The following is a 22,544-nucleotide window of genomic DNA, read 5'->3' on the forward strand; positions in this document are numbered from 1 at the left end:
TTCCCCCCTTGACCGGCGGGCAGGCCTGACCGATCCAGGTGCCATGAGCAGCCACCTCCACGCCGTGATCCTGGCCGGCGGCTCGGGCGTCCGCTTCTGGCCGCTGTCCCGCCGCGCCCGGCCCAAGCAGTTCCTCCGCCTCTTCGGCGATCGCTCCCTGATCCAGTCCACGGTGGATCGGGTGGAGGAGCTGATCCCGGCCGAGCGGACCTGGGTGGTCTGCGGCGAGCCGCACGCCGCCGCGGTCCGCGAGGAGCTGCCCGCGATCCCCGGCGACCAGATCCTCGTCGAGCCCGCCGCGAGGAACACCGCCGCGGCCATCGCCCTGGCCTGCCACCACGTCTCGGCGCGGGATCCCGAGGCGATCCTCGCCGTCCTGCCGGCCGATCACCACGTCGAGGACGAGGAGACCTTCCGCCTCGGCCTGGAGTACGCCACCGGCGCGGCGAGCGCCGGCTACATCGTCACCCTCGGCATCCAGCCGACGCGGCCGGCGACCGGCTATGGCTGGGTGAAGCGCGGCGAGACCCTGGCCTCCGCGGACTCGCTGCCCACCTACGAGGTGGCGGCCTTCGAGGAGAAGCCCGACGAGGCGCGGGCCCTCGCGCTCTTGAGCTCCGGCAACTACCTCTGGAACGCGGGGATCTTCGTCTTCCAGGCCGGCACCCTGCTCTCCGAGCTGGACAAGCACCTCCCCGGCGTCGCCGCGCCCCTGCGCTCGCTGGCCGGGAGGCTCGACGATCGCGAGGCCCTCGCCGCCGCCTGGGGCGAGGTCGAGTCGATCTCCATCGACAAGGGTGTGATGGAGCGCACCCGCCGCGCCGCCTGCGTGCCGGTGGACTGCGGCTGGTCGGACGTGGGCTCCCTGCCGGCGGCCCTCTCCCTCTCGTCGGGGGACGAGGCCCACAACCACCTCCTGGGTGACGCCTTCGCCCCGGAGTCGAAGCACTGCCTGATCCACGCCCAGGGTGGGCGGCCGGTCGTGGTGCTCGGCGGCGAGTACCTGGTGGTGGTCGACACGCCGGACGCGGTGCTGGTGGCGCCCCGGGATCGGGTCGAGGAGATCCGGGACGTGGTCGAGATCCTCGAGGCCGCCGGCCGGGAGGAGCTCCTGTGAAGCCCGAGATCTTTCGCAGCTACGACATCCGCGGCATCGCCGACACGGACCTCACCGACGAGGTCGTCACCGACATCGGCCGCGCCTTCGGCAGCGCCCTGATGGAGGCCGGCGGTGCGCCGGTCGTCGTCGGCCGGGACGCCCGCCTCTCGGGTCCCCGGATCCACGCGGCCCTCCTCGCGGGGCTCACCGAGGTCGGCGCGAGCGTGATCGACCTCGGGGTGGTGCCCACGCCCCTGTGCTACTTCGCCGCCAACTTCCGCGAGGCCGTCGGCGGCCTGGTGATGATCACCGGCTCCCACAACCCGCCCGACCACAACGGCCTGAAGCTGGGCCTGGGGCGGCGGACCATGGGGGGCGAGAAGATCCAGGCGCTACGCCAGCGGATCGAGGCGAGCGACTTCTTCCAGCCCGACGGGCCCGGCGAGGTCGAGAGCTGGGACCCCCTCCCCGCCTACCTCTCCTATCTGGAGAACAACCTCGAGCTCGGACCCTACCGCCCGAAGGTGGTCGTCGACGCCGGCAACGGCGTGGGCGGGCTGACGGCGGCCCCGATCCTCGAGCGCCTCGGCTTCCAGATGGAGGCCCTCTACCTCGAGCCCGACGGCACCTTCCCCAACCACGAGGCCGATCCCACGGTGGTCGCCAACCTGGAGGAGCTGTGCGCCCGGGTCATCTCCTCGGACGCCGATCTCGGCGTGGCCTACGACGGTGACGCCGACCGGGTCGGGGTCATCGACGAGCGCGGGGAGATCCTCTGGGGCGACCAGCTCATGGTGATCTTCGCCCGGTCGATCCTCGAGCGGCGGCCCGGGGCGACCTTCGTCGCCGAGGTGAAGTGCTCCCAGGTGCTCTACGACGAGATCGATCGCCTCGGCGGCAACGGCATCATGTGGAAGGCCGGGCACACCCACATCAAGGACAAGATGAAGGAGACCGGCGCCGTCGCGGCCGGCGAGATGAGCGGCCACATCTTCTTCGCCGATCGCTACTACGGCTTCGACGACGCCTGCTACGCCACCCTGCGGCTGCTGGAGATCCTCTCCCACACCCGCGCGCCCCTCTCCGAGCTCCTCGAGGGCCTGCCCGAGACCTTCACCACCCCCGAGCTGCGGGTGCCCTGCCCGGAGGAGGTGAAGTTCCGGGTGGTCGAGCTGGTGCGCGACCTGCTCGCCAGCCACCGCCAGGTGGTGGACGTGGACGGCGTGCGGGTGATCCACCCCGACGGCTGGGGGCTGCTGCGCGCCTCCAACACCCAGCCCCTGCTGGTCCTGCGCTTCGAGGCCGAGAGCGAGGCCCGGCGCGACGCGATCCAGGCGGAGGTGACCCAGGCCCTGCAGGAGGCCCTGACCGCCGTCGCCAAGATCGAGTCGGATCGCCTCGGGGCCGGCGGCGAGTAGCGCGATGACGACCCAGCCCGCGGCCATCGCCGCCGACATCGGAGGCACGAACCTCCGCGTGGCCCTGGTGGGCGCCGGGGGCGAGCTGCTCCACACCCACCGTGAGCGCCTCGCCTCCAGTGAGCTGCCGGCGGTCGCCGAGCACCTGCGGCGGGCGCTGCTCTACCTGGAGACGCCCCCCGAGTCGCTGCCCATCGGCGTCGCCATCGCCGCCATGCTCCGGCGCGACGGCTTCGTGCGGGTCGCCCCCAACCTGGGCTGGCAGGACGTCGACCTGCGCGGCGCGCTGGAGCGGGCCCTGGGCGCCCCGGTGCAGGTTCACAACGATCTGGACGCAGCGGTCCTCGCCGAGGCGCGCGTCGGCGCCGGGGTCGACTGCGACACCGTCTTCCTCTGCTCGGTCGGCTCGGGCGTGGGCGGCGGCCTCTACGTCGGCGGCCGCCTCCACACCGGCGCGGGCGGGGTCGCCGGGGAGATCGGGCACGTGAAGGTGATCCCCGGCGGGCGGAGCTGCGGCTGCGGGGAGGAGGGCTGCCTGGAGGCCTACGCCGGCGGTCACGCGCTGGCCCGGCGCGCCCGGGAGCTGCTCGAGGCCGGCGCGGCCCCTGGCCTGCGGGCGCGGATCGGCGAGGACGACGAGGTCCTCGATGCCCGCCGGATCGTCGAGGCGGCCGCGGAGGGAGACGCCGACTGCCAGCGGCTGCTGGACGAGGCCGCCGGACACCTCGGGCTGGCGCTGGCGAACCTCGCCACCGTCCTCGCGCCCGGGCGGCTCCTCCTGGGCGGCAGCGTCCTGCGCGGCGCCCCGGCCCTGCGCCAGCAGGTGAGCGAGCTGGTGCTGGCGCGGGTGGCCCGCAGCGTGGGGAAGACCCTCGAGGTCCACCCGGCGCGCCTGGGCGACGACGCCGGCCTGATCGGCGCCGGGCTCCTCGCCCTGGAGTGAGCCCGAGGGCCGGCCGCTACGCGCCGCTCATCAGCTTGCGGAGGAAGTCCTCGATCGCCTGCTTCTCGCTGGCCGAGTGCGAGCCGAGGCGCAGCCCCACGTGGTGGCGATCGCCGCCGACGGCGCGGGTGTGGACCACCTTGCCGGTGACGACGAGGGGGTCGTCCACCGCCTCGACGCGGATCTCCAGGGTGACCTGCTCGTCGATGAGCAGGGGCTGGTCGCACTCGAGGCCCAGGCCGCTGCGGGAGATGTCCCGCATCACCGCCCGGAACTCCTGCTTCGAGCGGCAGAGGATCTCCAGCCGGCGGGCGATCCGCGGGCTGTCCCGGAAGCCGACGCCCGCACCGGCGAGGAGGTACTCGATGAAGCTGGTGAGGCTCTCCCGCTGCGCGGGCTCCACCTGCGAGAAGCGCAGGCCGTAGGCCACGCGCCCCGGGTCGACCTCGGTCACCAGCCGGACCTCGCCCAGGACGGTGACCGACTCCGCGTCCATGGGCAGCTTCATCGCCACCCGCATGAGGTCGCCGACCTCCGCGATCCCCGGCGGGCCGAGGACCCGGGCGCCGCCGTAGGAGAGATCGACGACCTGCCCCGGCCAGAGGTTCCGGTCGGTGATCAGCTCGCAGTCGAAGGCGGTCTCGACCCGCGCGTGGACTCTTCGCTCGCGACCCATCGGCCCGAGTATACGTCACAGCTGGCGATAGTCCTCTGCCTTGAGCCCGTGCTTCTTCAGCAGGCGGTGGAGGCTCTCGCGCTCGATGTCGGCGGCCCGGGCGGCCTTGCTGACGTTGCCCTCGTGGCGGCGCAGGAGGGCGTCGAGGTAGGCGCGCACCCCCTGCACCTTCGCGATCCGCATGGCCTCCTTGTAGGGGAGGGCCGCGAGGGCCTCGAGGGGGCCGAGGCCGGGCCGGGCCTCGCGCAGCCCGCTGGGGAGATCGTCCACCCCGATGGTGTCGCCCTCGCAGGTGGCGACGGTGCGCTCGATGACGTTCCGCAGCTCCCGGACGTTGCCGGGGAAGGGCCAGGCCGCCAGGAGGCCGAGGGCCTCGGGGGTCAGCCCCCGGAGGGTCCTCCCCTGGACCTTCGCCTGGGTGGCGACGAAGTGGGCCGCGAGCAGGGGCAGATCCTCGCGCCGCTCGCGCAGGGGCGGCAGGGCGATGGGGAAGACGTTGAGGCGGTAGAAGAGATCCTCCCGGAAGGCGCCGGCCGCGACCTCCTCCGGCAGCGATCTCAAGGTCGCGGCGATCACCCGCACGTCCACCGCCGCCTCCCGGGTCGCCCCGACCGGGCGCACCTTGCGCTCCTCGAGCACCCGGTTCAGCTTCACCTGCATCGAGAGGGGCAGCTCGCCGATCTCGTCGAGGAAGAGGGTGCCGCCGTCGGCCTCCCGGAAGAGCCCGGGACGGTCGCGGTCGGCGCCGCTGAAGGAGCCCTTGAGGTGACCGAAGAGCTCGGACTCGACCAGCTCGGCCGGCAGGGCGCCGCAGTTCACCGCCACGAAGGGGCGGCCCTTCCGATCCGAGGCCTCGTGGATGGCCCTGGCGACCAGCTCCTTGCCGGTGCCCGACTCGCCGGTGACCAGCACGGTGAGGTCCAGGCCGCCCGCGCGCTCGATGAGGGCGAAGACCTCCTGCATGGCCTCGCTGCGGCCGATCATCCCGGCCGGGGCGGAAGGATCGATCAGGCGGCCCAACCCGCGACCGGCGTCCTCGCGCTGCTGTCTTCGCTCGAGGGCGGCCTCGATCACCTCCCGCGCGCGGTCGGGGTCGAAGGGCTTCTGCAGGTAGTCGAAGGCGCCCTGCTTCATCGCCGCCACCGCGCGATCCACCGTGGCGTAGGCGGTCATCATCACCACCTCGGGGCGGGGGCTGGCCGCGACCGCGGCCTCCAGGACGGCGAAGCCGTCGGCGCCGGGCATCCGGACATCGGTGACGACCAGCTCGAAGGGCTCGCCGGCCAGGCGGGCGATGGCCTCGGAGCCGGTGGCGGCCTCGACCACCTCGCCCAGCTCGCCGATCACCCGGGCGACCAGGCGGCGCAGGTTGGCGTTGTCGTCCGCCACGAGGATCCGGGGCCGGCTCACGGGGTCTCCTCCCCGCCCTCTTTCGATCGATCCTGCATCGGCAGCCGCACCGTGGCACAGGCGCCGCCCCCGGGCGAGGCGCCGAGGTGGAGGCTGCCGCCGTGGGCCTCGACGATCGCCCGGCTCACCGCCAGCCCCAGACCGGTGCCTCCCTCCCGGCGGGTGGCGAAGGGCTCGAAGAGCTGCCCCTCGATCTCGGGGTCGAGGCCCGGACCCTCGTCGGTGATCTCGAGCTCGGTGTGACCCCCCGCGCTCTGCACGCGGGCGCGGACCCTCCGGGCGCCGGGCGCGTCCCGGCTCGCCTCGGCGGCGTTCTTGAGCAGGTTGTGGATCACCTGCTCGAGGCCCAGGGCGTTGCCCCGCACCGTCGCCTCGCCCTCCACCTCGATCGTCAGGCCCCCCACCTGCCCGCTCTCCGCGAGGCGCTGCCAGGCCTTCCGGGCGGCCGCGCCGAGGGCCAAGGCCTCGTCGCCGACCGGCCAGGGGCGGGAGAGGTCGAGGAGCCCCTGCACGATGGCCTGGGCCCTCCCCGCCTCCTCGACGATCGCCTCGAGGTCGGCGCGCTGCTCCCCTTCGGCCTCCTTCGCCAGGAGCTTCGCGTAGCCGAGGATGACCCCGAGGGGGTTGTTGATCTCGTGGGCGACGCCGGCGGCCAATCGGCCCACCGCCGCCAGGCGCTCGCGGGCCAGCCGCTCCTGCTGGTGGCGGACGAGGGCGCCGGCCATCTCGTCGAGCTGCGCGGCGAGGGTGCCCAGCTCGTCGGGCCGATCCAGGGCGATGCGCGCGTCGAGCTCTCCCCGGGACCAGCGGGAGACCGCCGCCCGCACCCGCTCCAGCGGCGCGGTGAGGGCCGAGACCGCGAAGCGGCCCAGCCCCAGGGCGAGGATCACCGCCAGGCCCAGGAGCGAGCCGATGGCCCAGGTGGTGCGGCGGCGCACTCGGGCCGCCTCGACCTCCCGCTCGGCGATGTCCTCGGTGAGGTGCGCGGCGAGGCGATCGGCGCGGGCCTGCACCTGCAGCACCAGCTGCAGGCTCGCGGAGTGGGCGTCGAGGGTGTGCGTGCCGTCGCCCCGCCGGATCGCGGGCAGGACCTTCTCGCGGAAGAGGCCGTCGAGCTCCCGGGAGCTCGCCAGGATCGAGTCGAGGGTGTGAGCGACCTCCGGGCTCGTGCCGGCCGCCTCCAGCTCCTGGTGGAGCATCCCCAGGCGCTTGAGCGCCATCTCGTACATGTGGAGGTGGGAGTCGTCTCCCAGGATCACCATGTGCGCCTCGTGGGCGTACTGATCGCGCAGGGTGGTGGCGACCTCCAGGACCGCCCGCACCTGCCGCTCCTCGTCCCGGATCCGCCGCAGGGACTCCCTCCCCTCGAGCAGGCCGAAGAGGGCCGCCGCCGTCCCGCCGGCGAAGAGCACCAGCAGGAGGGCGTAGCCCAGCACCAGCCGGCGGATCGTCGACCTCTGGGGAGGGGCTCCCATCCCCCCCAGGGTAACCGGCTAGACGAAGGCCAGCGAGATATCGTCGTGGAAGCGCAGGCCCCGCGCGGTCGGGCGGATCCGCCTGCCCTCCCGCTCGACGAGCCCCCGCAGCTCCAGCTTCTCCAGGGTCCGCCCGTGGAGGGCCTGGGCGTCGAGACCCGACCAGGACGAGAGCTCGTCGAGGTCGACGCCCTGGTGGAGCCGCAGCCCGCAGAAGAAGCGCTCGCCCAGGAGGGTCCCCCGCTCGAGCCGCTCCCGGCTCGCCTCGGGGAGGCGGCCCGCCTCGAGGTGCTCGAGGTAGCGATCGGCGGTCCGGGCGTTGGTGGTGCGCTCGCCGCTGCCGTCGGGCAGGCGCCGGAAACCCGAGGCCGAGACCCCGAGGCCGAGGTAGGGGTGGCCGGTCCAGTAGAGGGTGTTGTGGACCGCCTCCCGCCCGGGGAGGGCGTGGTTGGAGATCTCGTAGCGCCAGTAGCCGGCTTCGGCGAGGGCCCCGAGCAGGGCGTCCTCGATCGCGATCGCGAGCTCCTCCCGGGGGAGGACGACCTCGCCGGCCGCGACGGCCCGCGCCATGGGCACCTTCGCCTCGAGGGTCAGGGCGTAGGCGCTGATGTGATCGGGCCCGGCCGCGGCGGCCCGGCGCACGTCCTCCACCGTCTCCTCGGGCGTGGCGCCGGCGGCGGCGTAGATCAGATCGATGCTGACGTTCTCGATCCCGGCGCCGCGGGCCCGCGCGACGGCCGAGGCGCTCTCCTCGGCGCTGTGCCACCGGCCCAGGGCCTCGAGGACCCGCGGCTGGAAGGACTGGGTGCCGAAGGAGACCCGGTTGACGCCCTGCTCCCGGAAGGCCGCGAGGCGCTCGCTCTCGCTGGCGCCGGGGTTGGCCTCCAGGGTGATCTCCGCGTCGTCGAGGATCCTGCGCCGCTCGCGCACCGCCCGGATCACCCGGCCGAGCTCGGCGGGCTCCCAGAGCGAGGGGGTGCCGCCCCCGAAGTAGATGCTCGTGACCGGCACCTCGGGCCAGCCCTGCGCCAGGCGCAGGTCGAGCTCCGCGATCACGGCGTCGGCGTAGAGGCGGTGAGGGATCACCTCGGCCACCTGCGAGGCGAAGTCGCAGTAGGGGCAGCGCGCCAGGCAGAAGGGGAAGTGGACGTAGACCCCGAGCATCCCCCGATTCTAGATCATCAGATCGACCTCGGCCTGCGCGGCCGGGGCCAGTCGATGGCGGCGTAGTCGGCCAGGGCGGCGGCCACCGCGGCGTGGAAGGCCTCGCGGGTGGCGCCCTCCTGGAAGCGCTCGGACTCCAGGCGGTTGCGGGCGTTGAAGGTCTCGATGATCACCGAGGCCATGGGCGGGTGGCGCAGCATGTAGATCCGGCTGCCCGGGAGGTGCCGGTCGATGAAGGTCCCGCGCACCGTCTCGTCGGCCTCGTAGAGGCCCTCGTAGTCCCAGCCGTCGTAGGGGTGGAAGCCGGCGTCCGCCAGCCGGGCGGAGAGCAGGCGGGCCAGCTGCTCCCGCCGCGAGAGGCGGTCGGCCGGCCCGTTGTCGGCGTAGAGGAGCGCGAAGCCCGGGGCGAGGTCCCGGAAGAGGCAGCGCTCGCCGCCGGCCTCCCGGGGCCTCCACCCGAGCGGCCAGCCGCGGATGTCGGAGTGGAGGGAGATCAGGACCTCCCCGCCCCAGGCCTGCCCCTCGCGCACCCGCTCCTGGTAGCGCGGGAGCTCCCCGGCGAAGGTCCGGGTCAGCCGCACCTCGTAGCCGCGCCGGGCGAGGTGGCGGCCGAGCTCGAGGCCCAGCTCGAGCATGGTGTCCTGCTCCAGGCGGCAGAAGCTCGAGATGTTCCCCACGTTCCCCGGCGCCCCGTGGCCCGGATCGATGATCACCCTCAGAGGCCGCGAGGGCCCGGGGCCCAGCAGGCGGCGGGGCCGGGCCGCGCGGGCCGGCCAGACCGGGACCACCGAGGCGAGGTCGGGCAGGGGCAGGGGGGTCCCCCGCAGGTAGGGGTTCTGCTCGGCGGACGCCTCGCTCGCCGCGTCCCCGGAGAGGTGGGCGCCGCAGCCCACGAAGAGGGTCAGGAAGAGGAGGCGCAGGAGCGCAACCTCTCTCGGAGTTCCACCCGCCGTCTGTCTCATGCCCCCCAGGGTGGAGGAAGCGGGGCGCCGGCGGGGTAACGCGCGCGTAACGGCGCCTCGCTCGCCGCGACCCGGCGACCGGGGTTAGGCTTATGCCTCGTGAAGCGCGCACTCCAGCTCGGCGTCGCACTCCTCCTGCCGGTGGTCCTCGGGGCCCCGCAGGCGAGCCGCGCTGCCCGGCCGAAGGCCGAGGGGCCGGTGGCGGTCCTGCCCTTCAAGAACCTCAACCGGGATCCGGAGCAGGAGTGGATGGCCCGGGGCATCGCCGAGACCCTGGTCTCGGACCTGAAGCGCACCAGCAAGCTGGTCGTCGTCGAGCGCGATCAGATCGAGCGGGCGATGTCGGAGATCGCGCTGCAGCAGGACGGCGAGGTGAGCACCAGCAACGCGGTGAAGGTGGGCAAGCTGGTCGGCGCCCGCACCATCGTCCTGGGCAGCTATCAGCGCGCCGGGAGCCAGCTGCGCCTCAACGCCCGCTTCGTCCAGACCGAGACCGGCCTCGTCCTGGACACCGCCAAGGTCACCGGCCAGGCGAAGCAGGTCTTCGCCCTCCAGGACCGGCTGGTGAACCAGCTCCTCGACCTCTCCTCCGGCCGCAACAAGCAGGCCCGGGCGCGCAAGCCGCCCCCGGCCACCGAGAAGACCCTCAAGGCCTACCGCCTCTACGCGATGGCGATGACCACCGCCACCGACGCGGGGCAGGCGAAGCTGCTGCGCGAGGCCGTCGCCGAGGAGCCGGACTTCTCCTACGCCCTCGACGAGCTCGACGCCCTCGAGCAGCGCCTGAAGGCGCTGGACGCCCGGGCCGAGGCGGCGATGGACGCCCGGGCGCGGGAGTACCGGGCCATCCTGAGTGACCCCGAGGCCGATCCCGCGCTGCGCTGGCAGGCCGCCACCGAGCTGCAGCGCTACTTCCAGACCAACGGTCACCCGCGGGCGCTCCTCGGCCTGGGGCGCGAGGTCCACGAGATGTCCTGGCCGGCGGGCATGCTCCCGGACCCGAAGGTCAAGGGGCTCCTCCTGGTCTTCTTCGCGCACCAGCAGCTGCGCCAGACCGACCGGGCCCTCGCGGTGGGTGAGGAGTTCCTCCGTCAGTACCCCCAGGAGCTCGATCGGGCGCAGGTCTCGGCGACCATGGCCCGCCTCCTCCAGCAGCGCCGGGAGGAGGAGGCCCTGAAGGCCTCCATCGACGAGGCGCTCCGCGCCATCGACGTCAAGGAGGCGAAGCTCGACGCGGAGGCCTGCGAGGAGCACGCCGAGTACGAGGCCTGGGCCGAAGCCCTCGAGCGCTGCGGCCGCTTCGTGGAGGCCTGGGAGGGTGAGCCGGCGCTGGTCCATCAGCTGAACCGGGCCCGCTGGCTCCACCTCGAGGCCCACCTCGAGCTCGGCCGCTTCGACGAGGCCCGCCGGCTGGCGGCGATCTTCCGGGAGAAGCAGCCGGAGGAGGCCGAGCGCCGGGCGCTGACCCACCGGATGCGCCGGTGGCCGGGGGCCGCCCTCCTCGAGCCGGGTGACGACCCCCGGCGGCCGCCGGCGGGGGGCGGGCGGGCCCTGCTCCTGCCCTTCGTGCGCAAGAGCGACGGCAGGGAGACCCTGCGCCTGGGCCTGATGCTGCCCCGGGCCATGGCCTTCGATCTCGAGCGGGGCGGGCGGCAGGCCGTCGTCGACTGGGATCGCCTGCAGGATCACCTCGAGCGCACGCCCCGGCGCGGCCGCGAGATCGAGACGATCGACGAGGCCGCGGCGATCGGGGAGGCCCTCGAGGCCGAGGTGGTGGTGATCGGGACCTACTCGGTCGCCAACGAGCAGGAGCTCGAGGTGCACGCCCGCAAGATCGACGTACGCAAGAAGACGGTGGTGGGCGAGGTGAAGGTGGAGGGCCGGAGCGACGACGTGCTCCCCCTGCAGGATCGCATCCTGAAGCGCCTCTTCGGCGATCGCTTCCTGCCGCCGAAGCGCGCGGCCGCGACCCAGGCGCTCCGGGGAGGCAAGAAGCCCGACCCGAAGGCCGCCTACCGCCTCTACAACCTCAGCATCACCGGCTCGGACACCACCCGCTTCGGCCTCCTGGACAAGGCCCTGGAGGAGGACCCGGGCTTCGCCTACGCCCGCAACGACTTCGCGGCCCTGGTCTTCAAGGCCGCCCGGAACGCGGCCCTCGCCCACCTCCCCCGGGCCGAGCAGGAGCAGGCGCTGCGCGAGCGCTTCGGTAGCGGGGAGAACCCCTCCCGGCGCCGCAGCGACATGATGGAGTTCTTCGGCCTGCTCGAGCGCACCTCCCACCAGGCCGAGCTCCTCACCCTGGCCCGGCGGATCGACGAGATGACCTGGCCCGAGGAGTACCGGGACACCCTGCGCGCCAACGCGGTCTACTGGATGCAGAAGGCCTACGAGGATCTGAAGCAGCCCGACCAGGTGATCGCGATGGGCAAGCGCTACGCCGCAGAGTTCCCCAAGGGGCACTTCCATGCCGTGGTCGTCCGCAACGCGGAGCGCCTCGAGGAGAAGCTGGCCAAGGAGAAGGCCAAGCAGGAGGAGCGCCTCCCGCCCTTCCTGGCCCGGCAGGAGGGCGCCCGCATCGCCCTGGAGGGCGAGCGCTGCGCGGAGCTCATCAAGCACCGGCTCCACCTGCGGGGCCGCCGCTACTGCCAGGACTTCCTCGAGCGGCACCGGAGCCTCGAGGGCTCGGAGGACTACCGGGTCTCCGGCGCCCTCAAGACGGCCAGCTGGAAGATCGTCGAGTCCCACTTCGAGCTCGGCGAGTTCCAGGAGGCGCGCGCCCTGGGTGAGGCGCACCTCCAGCGCTACCCGGACGATCCCGGCCGGGCGGTGATGATGAGCTACTGGCCCCGGGACTGAAGGGGCGCGGCGAAGCCCTCGAGCCGGAGCCAGGGGGCCAGCGCCTTCGCGCAGGCGTCGCAGTAGCGGTTGGTGGAGAGCCGCGCCGCCCGGATCGCGTTGCCCTTGGCGTCGGCCATGATGCAGCTCTCCCGGGGGCAGTGGTCGAGGCCCAGGTTGTGACCCAGCTCGTGGAGGACGAGGTTCTCGACGTAGCGCCGGAAGCGCTCCGGCGCCTTCGCGCGGAAGCGGCGAAAGAGGAAGGAGGTCAGCACGCCGGCGCGGCCGTCGAGGGAGGCCAGGCCCGCGATGCCCCAGTCGTAGCGATCACCCTTGGTGGTGGAGATGGGCCGGGTGGTCATGCCCAGGACCTTCCAGGCCGGGCCCACGTCGAGGGCCGCGAGGTAGGTGAGGAGCTTCTCGGCCCGCCAGCGCTTGCGGGGCTCGTACCAGGCCGTCTTCGGCAGGGGCACCGGCGCGGTGATCGCGACTTCCAGGTCGAAGGCCTTCTCGATCGCCTCGGCGGTGATCCGCGCCAGCGCGTCGTCCCCCTTGCCCAGGGGCACGACCACCACCCTGCGGCTCGGCTGGGTGGGATCGACGAGCGCCCTCCCCTCGGCCCGGGCGACGCCGGGGGAGAGGAGCAGGGCGAGCAGGAGCAGCGCGCAGAGCCGGTGCCTCATGTCGGGATCGACACCCGGGGCGCCCCGCCTGTTCCCGCCGGCCGCCGGGGCCGGGGCCGCTGGCTACTCGTCCTCGTCGCCCTCGACGATGTCGGCGCCGCTGTCCACGTCGATGGCGCCCACGGAGTCATCGGGCTGATCTTCGTAGGAGCCGCCACCCCCGTCGTCCCCGGCGTCGAGCTCGCCCTCGGACGAGGCCTCCTCGTCGTCGCCGCCCTCGCGCTCGACCGGCGGCAGCACCACCAGTCCGCCTCCGGACTTCTTCGGCGCTTCGGTCTTCTCGGCGGCCTTGCCCTCGTCGGACTCGGCCCACTCGCGCGCCGCACGCTCGGACTCGCTGATCGCCTCTTCGGCCGGCGCCTCGCCGGCCTCATCCAGCGCGGCCTCGGCGGCCGTCTCGGAGTCGGGCACCTGAGAGGCGGCGCAACCCGAGAGCAGCATCGGGACGGTCAACACGAGGCACAGCGGAAGGAAGGAGCAGCCCTTCATGATCGATCTCCTCACCGAGTGTGGGGGAACATCATTCTAGACGGCAGGTCGGGCCTCGGCCAGTCCGAACGGGGCCCGGCTGCCAAGCCTGGAAATCTGGCCTCTTCAGCCTTCCTTCACGTGGCAGTCGGGGCACTTGGTCGGGCCCGAGCCCTGCTCGGCGTGGCAGGCCTTGCAGCTCTTGTGGGCCGCGTCCTTCATGGCGGGCGCGTCGGCGGCCTTGCCATGGCAGGAGCGGCAGGCGGCGGGCGTCGCCCGGGCCTCGGCCGTGTGGTGGCACTTGTTGCAGCCCAGGCCGGCCTTCTGGTGATCGCGGTGGGGGAAGGTCACCTTGCCCTTGGTGCCGGCGGCGAAGGTGAGGCTCGCCGGGCCCGGCGAGCGCTTGGCGGGCTTGGTGGTCTCCTTGCCCTCCTCGCCCTTGGGCTGCTCCTCGACCTTCGGGGCCTCGGCCGCAGGCTTCTCAGCCTCCGCCTCGGCCTCGACCGCAGGCTTCTCAGCCTCAACCTCGGCCTCCGCCTCGGCCTCAGCCTCGGCCGCAGGCGCCTCCGCCTCCGCCTCCGCCTCAGCCTCCGCCTCGACCGCAGGCTTCTCGGCCTCCGCCTCGGCGGCCTCAGCCGCGGGCGCCTCGGCGGCGGGAGCCTCGGCCTCGGCCACCGCCTCCTCGGCCTTCACCCCCTCGGCGGCGGGCTCAGTGGGCTGGTCGGCGCTGCAGCCGACGATCAGCAGGAAAGCCAGCGTCATCCCCATCGTCCCGAACATCGTCCTCATCGATCGCAAACCATCCTTTCGGTGCTAGGAGCCTCGCGAGGGAGCCTCGACTCACGCCCGTCATGACGCGTGGACGCGGGAGAGATTCTACCCTCGCCCCGGGAGTCGATGCGAACCGACCCTCAGGCGCCGGCCGCCGCGAGGCTCGCTCGCCGCGCGGCACAGGCGCGGCGCATGGCCCAGATCGCCGTGGCGCCGGCCGCCACGTTCGCGACGCCGAGGCCGGCGAAGACGCCATCGATCCCGAGCGCCCAGCCGCCCAGGAGAGTGCCCGCGGCGACCAGGAGGGGCGCCCGGAAGAGGGTGAGGGCGCTGGCCACGAGCTGGCGCCCCATGGCGTTGAAGCTCGAGACCGCCACCTGCACCATGCCGAAGAGGCCGTAGCCGATCGGCGCGATCCACAGGTAGTGGGTGAACTCGCGGAAGAACCCGGGGGTGTCGGGGAAGAGCCAGGCCAGGGGCACGGCCAGGACCGAGAGCCCTCCCCAGGCGATGAGGCCCCACCAGAAGGAGAAGCGGCGGGAGAGGGCGATGGACTCGTCGATCCGGTCGATCTGTCCGGCGCCCCAGTTCTGACCGACGAAGGGGGCGAGGCCGGCCCCCAGGGAGAAGAGGGGCAGGAGGGCCAGGCCCTCGATCCGGCTCGCGGCGCCGAAGGCCGCCACCGCCTCCTCGCCGTGCTCGGCGACCAGCCGGGTCACGAAGCCGGTGGTCAGGGGCACGGCGATGTTCGAGCCCGCGATGGGCAGCCCCATCGCCAGGGCCGCGCCCCAGGAGCGCAGGACGCGGGCCGGGTGGACCGGCCTCAGATCGAGGAGGTGCTCCCGGCCGACGAGGATCCAGAGGGCGACGACCAGGGTGCAGGCCCGCCCGATCACGGTGGCGATGGCCGCCCCCTTCAGGCCGAAGGCCGGCAGGGGCCCGAGGCCGAAGATGAAGAGGGGATCGAGGACCGCGTTGATCAGCCCGGCGAAGACCATCACCTTGGCCGGCGTCTTCGTGTCGCCGGTGGCGCGGATCACCGAGTTGCCCACCATCGGCACGACCAGGAAGACCATCCCGAGGTACCAGACCTCCATGTAGTCGCGGATGTGGGGCAGCACCGCGTCGGTGGCCCCCAGCAGGCGGAAGACCGGATCGATGGTGAGGTAGCCGACGACGGAGAAGGCGGCGACCAGGACGAGGGCCAGCAACAGGGCGTCGGTGGTGAGGCGGCGGACCTGCTCGGTCTGCGCCGAGCCGATGGCCCGGGAGACCAGGCTCATCACCCCGACCCCCAGGCCGATCGTGAAGCTCCCGAAGGAGAAGACCACCGGGAAGGTGAAGCTCATCGCCGCGAGCTCGGTCGTGCCGAGCAGCCCCACGAAGTAGGTGTCGACGAGGTTGAAGGTGATGACCGAGACCATCCCGACCATCATCGGGACGACGAGGCGCACGAGGTGCTCGCGGACCGGGCCCTCGGTGAGCTTGCCTTGGCTCGGAGCGGAGCTGGACATCGGGGAGACCGGGGCAGCGGGCGCCTGCGGGCGCGGGCCCGGGCCCGCGCGCGGTGGGCGCTCAGGCCTCGACGGCGAACTCCCGCAGCACCTCGTTCAACGAGGTCTTCTCGTCGGTCTTCGCCGAGCGCTCCCCGATGATGAGGGCGCAGGGCATGTGGTAGGTGCCCGCCGGGAAGTCCTTGGGGCGCGAGCCGGGGACGACCACCGCTCGCGGCGGGACCCTCCCCTTCGTGACGACCTCCTGCTCGCCCCGCACGTCGATGATGGGGGTCGAGGCGGTCAGGACCGTGCCGGCCCCCAGCACCGCCCCCTCTCCGACGATCACGCCCTCGACCACGATCGAGCGCGAGCCGATGAAGGCGCCGTCCTCGATGATCACCGGCCGGGCGCCCGGAGGCTCGAGGACCCCACCGATGCCGACCCCGCCGGAGAGGTGCACGCCCTGGCCTACTTGCGCGCAGCTCCCGACGGTGGCCCAGGTGTCGACCATCGAGCCGGTGGCGACGTAGGCGCCGATGTTCACGTAGCCGGGCATGACCACCACCCCGCGCTCGCAGTGGGCGCCGAAGCGGATGGTCCCGGGCGGCACCAGGCGAACGCCCTGCGCCGCCAGGTCGGTCTTCAGGGGGATCTTGTCGTGGAACTCGAAGGGCCCGACCTCCAGGGTCCGCATCTCGGCGATGGAGAAGTAGAGGAGGATGGCCTTCTTGAGCCACTCGTGGACCGTCCACTCCCCGTCCTCTCCCCGGGTCGCGACCCGCAGCGCGCCCCGATCCAGCGCGGCGATCGTGGACTTCACCGCCGTCTCCACCTCCGGCTCGTGGACCAGGCTGCGGTCGTCGAAGGCGCGCTCGATGATCTCCCGGGGCTCGCGTGTCTCGCTCATGGCGGCGGAACCTAGCCCCTTTGGGCCACCGCGGCCAGCTAGCGCAGCTTCTCCACCAGGCGCGGCGCGATCTTCGAGACCTCGGCCGCGAAGGTGTCCTGGAGCGTGAAGGGATCGTCACCGGCGCCGTCGACCTTCACGGTCTCCAGGATCTCTCCGGTCTCGACGTGCACGAAGCGGGAGAGCACCCGCAGCTTGCCGCCGAAGCTCTGGAAGCTGCCGACCACCACCACCTCCGAGGAGAAGAACTTCCCGATGGGCACCCGGTGCTCGGGGTCGTACCAGGAGGTCTGGTAGTCCTGCAGCACCTCCTTGGGCGCGTCGAGCTGAGGCTTCTCGTAGAGGTGGAGCTCCTCGTGGGCCCCGAAGTCGGTCATCACCTGCTCTGCGAGCGCGTCGGCGAGGAAGGCGAAGTCTCCCGTCCCCCCGAGATCCTTGAAGGGGACGACGATGACGCTGATCGGGCCGGTGCGGGGGACCTCCGCCTCGGGCTCCTTCTTCGGCGCCCCTCCGGCGGCGCCTCCTTCGGAGGAAGGGGGCGTGGCCGCGGCGGTGGCGGCGACCCCGGGATCGATGGGCTCCTCCCAGCTGCGCCAGGCCTGGCGAACCCAGAACTGGAGGGTGGCGACCAGCACCGCGCCGAGGCCCGCCAGGAGCCACTTCTGCCGGTACCAGGGCACCTCGGGGGCGGCGAAGTCGGGGTGCGCCGCGGGCAGAGAGGTCGAGGTCCCCCCGGCGGTGCGGGTGGCCCCCTCTCCCTTGCGGGCGAGCGCCGGCGGCAGGGCCGAGCGGGGCTCGCCGTAGAGCTGGTAGCGGGCGAAGGAGAGGCTCTTCGGATCGGCCTCGACCAGGCGCAGCTTCGCCAGGCGCACCGCCTCGCCGTAGCGCTCGCCGGCGAGCATGGCCTCCCAGAAGCGCAGGGCGAAGCGCAGCGCGTCGGCGTCGCGCACCGGCCCGGTCGGGCCGAGGTAGTGGCGCACCCCCGAGAGGAGGAGCGCCGAGGCCAGGCCCCGCTCGCGCTCCACCCCGCCCCGCCACTCGCCCTGGCCGCCGCTGTGGCAGCTGTTGGCGAAGACCAGGCTCGGGGGGCGCTCGCCGCAGGCCTCGACGATCTCCCGGGCGCCGACCACTCCGTCGGCCATGGCGAGGCCCCGGGCGCCCTCCTGCCAGCGCACGTGGCCGGCGAAGTGCATCACCCGCACCCCGGAGAGCGCGCCGAGGAGATCGGCGCGGGTGACGGGCCCCGTGAGGTGGACCACCTCTCCGCCGAAGCCCTCGTGGAGCAGCCCGGCGACGGCGCCTCCCTCCTCCCGGGCGGAGGGGAGATCGCCGCAGGGATCGGCGACGATCAGGGCGGCGCCCTCCGCCTCGGCCGCGGTCCCCGGGCCGGCGCTGCCGGTCGCCGAGGTGGCGATCACCCGGCCGACGGCGAAGCGCAGCCCGAGGAAGGTGCGGCCGTCGTGGAGGAGCTCCCAGGGGACGTCGGCGAAGGCCTCGTCCACCTGCAGGCGCAGGAAGCCGCGCTCGGTGGTCTCCAGCCGCGCCCGCACGCTCGCCGGCAGGGCCCCGTTCCAGAGCAGCTCCCCCAGGGTGCGGACCTTGGAGGCGTAGCTCGAGGCGTTGCCGCCGAGGAAGGCGTCGAAGCGGCGCAGGATCTTGTCGGCGTCGGCCCGGCCCCAGCTGCCCTCGGCGAAGGTGCGCACCGGCCCCTTGTCCTGCTCCCCGTCCATCACCGCGGCCTTCAGGCCCCTGCCCCCCTCCATCAGGTCGAGGACGAGCAGGGGCGGCAGCGCCTGGGTGCTCCCGGTGATCTCGGGGGTGGCGGGGGCGGCCTCGCGAGGCCCGGGGTCGAGGCGCCGGGCCGCCGGCGTGCCCTCCCCCCAGTGCAGGGCCATCACCGGCACCAGCTCGGCCTTGCCCTTGAGGGGGACCCCCCCGCAGGGCTCGGCCTGCACGCTGCCCGCCGGGAGCGCCTCGAAGAGCTTCGCCGAGATCAGCACCTCGTCCGCCTGCCCCTTGGCCTCGATCCGCGCGGCGGTGTTCACCGCGTCCCCGAAGACGTCTCCGTCGGCGAGCATCACCGCCCCCAGGTGAACGCCGATGCGGATGTGGATCGCGTCGGCCTCGGGGTGAGCCGCGCGATCCTCGCGCAGGACCTGCTGCATGCGGGCCGCGCAGGCCACGCCCATCGCGGGCGCCTCGAAGACCGCCATGATGGCGTCGCCGATCGTCTTCACGATCCGGCCCTGGTGCTCCTCGACCAGGGGGAAGAGCAGGTCGTTGTGGCGCTGCACGAAGGCCAGGCCCTCGATGTCCCCCTTGCGCTCGAAGAGCTCGGTGGAGCCGACGATGTCGGTGAAGAGGATGACCCGCTCCCCCCGGTGCCGCGCCTCGAGGGCGCGATCGATGCGTTGCCGCTCCTCGAGCAGCGCCTGCAGGTCGTCGTCCTTCTTCCCCGTCATGTCAGCTCTCGCAGCATAGCGCAGTGCGCCACGGCAGGGCCCCTTTCGTTCCCGTCCGAGTGGGTGTACTTCCCGGCCCTCGAAGTCGCCGAACGACCCCTCCTCTTCCAAGGGAGCCTCGCCATGACCGGCAGCACGACCGAGATCGTCCAGCGGATGCACGAGCTGGCCCGCAACTTCTGGTGGGCCTGGGAGCCGGAGATCTCCGATCTCTTCCGGGACCTCGACCCCGAGCTCTGGTCGGAGGTGAACCACAACCCGATCCTGCTGCTCAAGCGCCTCGCCCCCGAGGTCATCGCCGACCGGGCCCAGCGGCGCACCATCGAGAGCCGCGTGGTCTACGCCCTGCGGCGCCTCGAGGAGTACCTCTCCGGTGAGGGCTCCTACGGGCACGAGCACGCCGCCTCCATCCTCGGCCGCCCGGTGGCCTACTTCTCGGCCGAGTTCGGCATCCACGAGTCCCTGCCGGTCTACGCCGGCGGCCTCGGCGTGCTGGCGGGCGACCACCTCAAGGCCTCCTCCGACCTGGGGATCCCCATCGTCGGCGTCGGCCTCTTCTACGCGGAAGGCTACTTCCGTCAGCACCTCGACGAGACCGGCTACCAGCAGGAGGCCTACGGCGAGATCGACGTGGAGAGCCTGCCGATCCACCGGGCCCAGACCCCCGACGGCGAGAACCTGCGGGTGACCGTCGACACCGCCCAGGGGCCACTCCACGCCGAGATCTGGAAGGCCCCGGTCGGGCGCAACACGCTCCTGCTCCTAGACTCGAACGTCGAGGGCAACACGCCCGAGAACCGCTCGCTGACCGCCCGCCTCTACTCGGGCGATCAGTCCCTGCGCCTGCGCCAGGAGATCCTCCTGGGCATCGGGGGGCACCGCGCCCTGGTGGCCCTGGGCATCCACCCCAGCGTCATCCACATGAACGAGGGCCACAGCGCCCTGGCGACCCTCGAGGCCATGCGGGTGCGGGTGAAGGAGGACGGCTGCTCCTTCGCCGAGGCCCTGCGCGAGGTCTCGCAGATGTCGGTCTTCACCACCCACACCCCGGTGCCCGCCGGCCACGATCGCTTCAGCCCCGAGCTGGTCGAGCAGCACCTGGGCAAGTTCCGGGAGGGGTGCGGCTGCAGCCTGCAGGACTTCCTCGCCCTCGGCCGGGTGAACCCCGCCGACCCCAGCGAGTCCTTCTGCATGACCGTGGTGGGCCTGAAGACCACCCGGCAGGCCAACGGCGTCTCGTCGCTCCACGGCCACGTCTCCCGCCAGATGTGGCAGGAGCTCTGGCCCGACCGCCCGGAGCAGGAGATCCCCATCGGCCACGTCACCAACGGCGTGCACGTCTCGACCTGGATCGCCCCTCAGCTCCTGCGGATCTACCAGCGCCACCTGCCCCAGGACTTCGAGCATCGCCTCTGGCAGCGCGAGGCCTGGGCCCCGGTCGCGCAGATCGACGACGGGGAGCTCTGGGAAGGCCACCAGATCATGCGCAACCGGCTGGTCGACTTCGCCCGCAACCGGACCGGCCGGCCGGGCATCCTCGACCCCTCCGCCCTGACCCTCGGCTTCGCCCGGCGCTTCGCCACCTACAAGCGCGCGGTGCTCATGCTCTCGGACATCGAGCGCCTCGAGCGCCTGCTCTGCGACCCCGAGCGCCCGGTGCAGATCGTCTTCGCCGGCAAGGCCCACCCCCACGACGAGCCGGGCAAGGCCTTCATCCGCCGCATCCACGAGCTCTCCCACGACCCCCGCTTCGACGGGAAGATCGTCTTCCTCGAGAACTACGATCTGCGGGTCGGCCGCGCGCTGGTGCGGGGCGTCGACGCCTGGGTGAACAACCCCCGCCGCCCCCTGGAGGCCTGCGGCACCAGCGGCCAGAAGGTGGTCCTCAACGGCGGCCTCAACATCTCGGTGCTCGACGGCTGGTGGGCCGAGGCCTACGACGGCACCAACGGCTTCGCCATCGGCGGGACGCGGGTGCACCGCGACGTCGACGTCCAGGACGAGCGGGACGCCGAGAGCCTCTACCGGGTCCTCGAGGAGGAGGTCGTCCCCCTCTTCTACGATCGCGGCTCCGACGGCGTGCCCCACGCCTGGGTCTCCCGGATGAAGCGCGGCCTGACCACCTGCGCCTGGCGCTTCTCCGCCAGCCGGATGGTCCGGGACTACCTGCACCAGGCCTACCTCCCGGCGGCCGGCGCGGACTGGGTCGGCTAGTCGGCCGTCCCCTCGAGGGTCTCGAGGACGGTGGCCCGGAGGTTGTCCAGCAGCCCCCGGGCGTTCATCACCCGCATCCGATCGCCCCGCCGCCCGTAGATCCAGACGGTCGGCAGGCCCTCGGCGTCGGCGAGGTGCTCGAGGGCCACCGGCGCGTCGAAGTCGGGGACCTCGACCCGCAGGACGACCAGCTCCTCGGGGTGCGCCGCGGCCAGCTCCCGCAGGATCCCGTCGACCTTCTTGCAGGGGGCGCACCACTCGGCCCAGAAGTCGACCACCACGATCTTGCCGGGCACCCCGACGGCGCGGGCGTCGAAGCTCTCGCCGCCGGTGGCGAGATCGCGGACGTTGCCCGCGGCCGGCGCGGCGGCGGCCGGCGCCGGGGCCAGCTCGACGGCCGGCGCGGGCGCCTCCGCCGGGGGCTCCCGCTTCGCCGCCGGCGCCTCGTGCGCCTCGTGCTCCTCGTGCTCGCCGTGGTCGTGACCCTCGTGATCGTCCTCGTCTCCGCCGAAGCGCACCGAGACGAGGCTCATCACGCTGAAGGACTCGGTGAGCTGGCGGCCGTTCACCTTCGTGTAGATCGGCACCCGGGCCCCGACCCCGAGCGTGACCCGATCGCTGATCGAGCGGCCGAGGAAGAGCTCTCCGGCCAGCCAGAAGCCGCCGGAGTTGCCGATCTCCTCGCCGTGGCCGTCGTCGGAGCCCGGCATGGGCATCTCATCGTGCCCGGCGACCGAGGGCAGCTCGTGGGAGGGAGCCCGCCCCAACGCATCGAGGTTGCCGATCACCACCCACCCCGCGGCGGGGACCACCGCCACGCCGAGGCTGCCGCCGCCGACGGGGCCGAAGCGCACGCCGCCCTCGGTGGCGTCGAGGGGCTGGCGGTAGACCGCCGTGGCGCGCAGCGCCACCCGCCGGTGGAGGTACTGCGAGAGCTCGAGGCGGGTGTTCAGGGTGTAGGAGGCCATGCCCAGGGAGAGGAGGTTCGGGGGGAAGGCCGTGCCCTCCTCGCCGAAGCCCGCCTGCTCGCCGGTGGGGAGGGAGAGGCCCGCGCTCAGGGTCACGGAGGGCCGGTAGCCCCCGGCGCTCCAGAGCCGGCCCAGATCGTAGCGCAGGCCCAGCCCCAGATCGCCGGCGCCGGAGAGCCGCTGGGTGGGCCGCTCGACGCCGTCGACGTAGTGGATGGTGCCCACCGGCAGCTCCAGCTCGGCGCCCAGGCCCTCGCCGAAGAAGTGGCGCAGGGCCAGCACCGAGAGGACGGAGGAGAGCGAGCGCCCGGTGAGCTCGCCCACGGGGGTCGAGCCCTCCAGCTCCCGGTCGTAGCGCCCCAGCCGCAGGCTGAAGCCGAAGAGGGTGAGGTTCTCGGGCGCCGCGCTCTGCAGACCCGACTCGAGTTCGAAGGCTGACCCCCCGACCGGGAGGTTGGGATTCACTCAGCCGGGTCAGGTCGCCGGGGCGGGGGCCATCCAGGCGGCCGCCACCAGGGCGGCGAGCCAGCGGGCGAGGGGACGCGAAATGAGCTTCATTCGTTCTTCTTTCACCCGGGTGCCCGCCTCGA

Annotated in this window: 17 protein-coding genes; 5 read left to right on the forward strand and 12 right to left on the reverse strand. The window is 73.0% G+C overall.

What is annotated here, in order from left to right:
- The first annotated feature begins 43 nt into the window (after positions 1–43).
- From P1V51_01225 to P1V51_01235, 3 genes are read left to right on the forward strand one after another with little or no spacing between them, the layout of a single operon-like run.
- A complete protein-coding gene (locus P1V51_01225) occupies positions 44–1,117 on the forward strand; it encodes a sugar phosphate nucleotidyltransferase (protein MDF1561629.1) in 1,074 nt (357 codons plus the stop codon).
- On the forward strand, positions 1,114–2,517 hold the full coding sequence (locus P1V51_01230; GenBank protein MDF1561630.1) for a phosphomannomutase/phosphoglucomutase: 1,404 nt from the start codon (positions 1,114–1,116) through the stop codon (positions 2,515–2,517). Before P1V51_01225 ends, P1V51_01230 begins: the two co-directional genes overlap by 4 nt.
- Before the next feature lie 4 nt (positions 2,518–2,521).
- On the forward strand, positions 2,522–3,460 hold the full coding sequence (locus P1V51_01235) for an ROK family protein (protein MDF1561631.1): 939 nt from the start codon (positions 2,522–2,524) through the stop codon (positions 3,458–3,460).
- A 16-nt stretch (positions 3,461–3,476) separates the two neighbouring features.
- Here P1V51_01235 and P1V51_01240 read toward each other — a convergent pair whose 3' ends face one another.
- Genes P1V51_01240 through P1V51_01260 form a run of 5 tightly spaced genes read right to left on the reverse strand, consistent with a single transcriptional unit; the run spans position 3,477 to position 9,147 of the window.
- Positions 3,477–4,136 (reverse strand): PilZ domain-containing protein, encoded by a 660-nt coding sequence (locus tag P1V51_01240; protein MDF1561632.1) that lies wholly within the window; start codon positions 4,134–4,136, stop codon positions 3,477–3,479.
- 15 nt (positions 4,137–4,151) lie between these two features.
- Positions 4,152–5,546, reverse strand: coding sequence for a sigma-54 dependent transcriptional regulator (locus tag P1V51_01245; GenBank protein ID MDF1561633.1), 1,395 nt, complete (start codon positions 5,544–5,546; stop codon positions 4,152–4,154).
- Complete coding sequence (locus tag P1V51_01250) at positions 5,543–7,021, reverse strand: ATP-binding protein (GenBank protein ID MDF1561634.1); 1,479 nt, start codon at positions 7,019–7,021, stop codon at positions 5,543–5,545. The genes P1V51_01245 and P1V51_01250 overlap by 4 nt, the downstream gene beginning before the upstream one ends.
- 18 nt (positions 7,022–7,039) lie before the next feature.
- Entirely contained in the window at positions 7,040–8,185 is a 1,146-nt protein-coding gene (hemW, locus tag P1V51_01255) for a radical SAM family heme chaperone HemW (protein MDF1561635.1), read from the reverse strand.
- A gap of 17 nt (positions 8,186–8,202) precedes the next feature.
- Complete coding sequence (locus P1V51_01260; GenBank protein ID MDF1561636.1) at positions 8,203–9,147, reverse strand: N-acetylmuramoyl-L-alanine amidase; 945 nt, start codon at positions 9,145–9,147, stop codon at positions 8,203–8,205.
- A gap of 99 nt (positions 9,148–9,246) precedes the next feature.
- On the opposite strand from P1V51_01260, the gene P1V51_01265 reads away from it, so the two are divergent.
- Positions 9,247–12,006: a FlgO family outer membrane protein gene (locus tag P1V51_01265; GenBank protein ID MDF1561637.1), complete on the forward strand. Its 2,760-nt coding sequence runs from the start codon at positions 9,247–9,249 to the stop codon at positions 12,004–12,006.
- Here the strand turns inward: P1V51_01265 and P1V51_01270 are convergent.
- The 6 genes from P1V51_01270 to P1V51_01295 all read right to left on the reverse strand — a co-directional run bounded on the left by P1V51_01270 (position 11,988) and on the right by P1V51_01295 (position 18,772).
- Positions 11,988–12,668, reverse strand: coding sequence for a hypothetical protein (locus tag P1V51_01270; GenBank protein MDF1561638.1), 681 nt, complete (start codon positions 12,666–12,668; stop codon positions 11,988–11,990). The two genes, P1V51_01265 and P1V51_01270, sit on opposite strands and share 19 nt — an antisense overlap.
- Before the next feature lie 63 nt (positions 12,669–12,731).
- Complete coding sequence (locus P1V51_01275) at positions 12,732–13,157, reverse strand: hypothetical protein (GenBank protein ID MDF1561639.1); 426 nt, start codon at positions 13,155–13,157, stop codon at positions 12,732–12,734.
- A gap of 105 nt (positions 13,158–13,262) precedes the next feature.
- The gene (locus P1V51_01280; GenBank protein MDF1561640.1) at positions 13,263–13,925 is read right to left on the reverse strand and encodes a cytochrome c3 family protein; all 663 of its coding nucleotides are present in this window, start codon (positions 13,923–13,925) and stop codon (positions 13,263–13,265) included.
- A 122-nt stretch (positions 13,926–14,047) separates the two neighbouring features.
- Positions 14,048–15,421 (reverse strand): MATE family efflux transporter, encoded by a 1,374-nt coding sequence (locus tag P1V51_01285; GenBank protein ID MDF1561641.1) that lies wholly within the window; start codon positions 15,419–15,421, stop codon positions 14,048–14,050.
- A gap of 61 nt (positions 15,422–15,482) precedes the next feature.
- On the reverse strand, positions 15,483–16,310 hold the full coding sequence (locus P1V51_01290) for a 2,3,4,5-tetrahydropyridine-2,6-dicarboxylate N-succinyltransferase (protein MDF1561642.1): 828 nt from the start codon (positions 16,308–16,310) through the stop codon (positions 15,483–15,485).
- Between the two features lie 38 nt (positions 16,311–16,348).
- Complete coding sequence (locus P1V51_01295; protein ID MDF1561643.1) at positions 16,349–18,772, reverse strand: CHAT domain-containing protein; 2,424 nt, start codon at positions 18,770–18,772, stop codon at positions 16,349–16,351.
- Positions 18,773–18,895: 123 nt separating this feature from the next.
- On the opposite strand from P1V51_01295, the gene glgP reads away from it, so the two are divergent.
- Complete coding sequence (gene glgP / locus P1V51_01300; protein ID MDF1561644.1) at positions 18,896–20,986, forward strand: alpha-glucan family phosphorylase; 2,091 nt, start codon at positions 18,896–18,898, stop codon at positions 20,984–20,986.
- Here glgP and P1V51_01305 read toward each other — a convergent pair.
- A complete protein-coding gene (locus P1V51_01305; GenBank protein MDF1561645.1) occupies positions 20,983–22,419 on the reverse strand; it encodes a thioredoxin domain-containing protein in 1,437 nt (478 codons plus the stop codon). The genes glgP and P1V51_01305 overlap by 4 nt on opposite strands.
- Positions 22,420–22,544: the final 125 nt, after the last annotated feature.

Source organism: Deltaproteobacteria bacterium, from assembly GCA_029210625.1.
Lineage (GTDB): Bacteria > Myxococcota > Myxococcia > SLRQ01 > SLRQ01 > JARGFU01.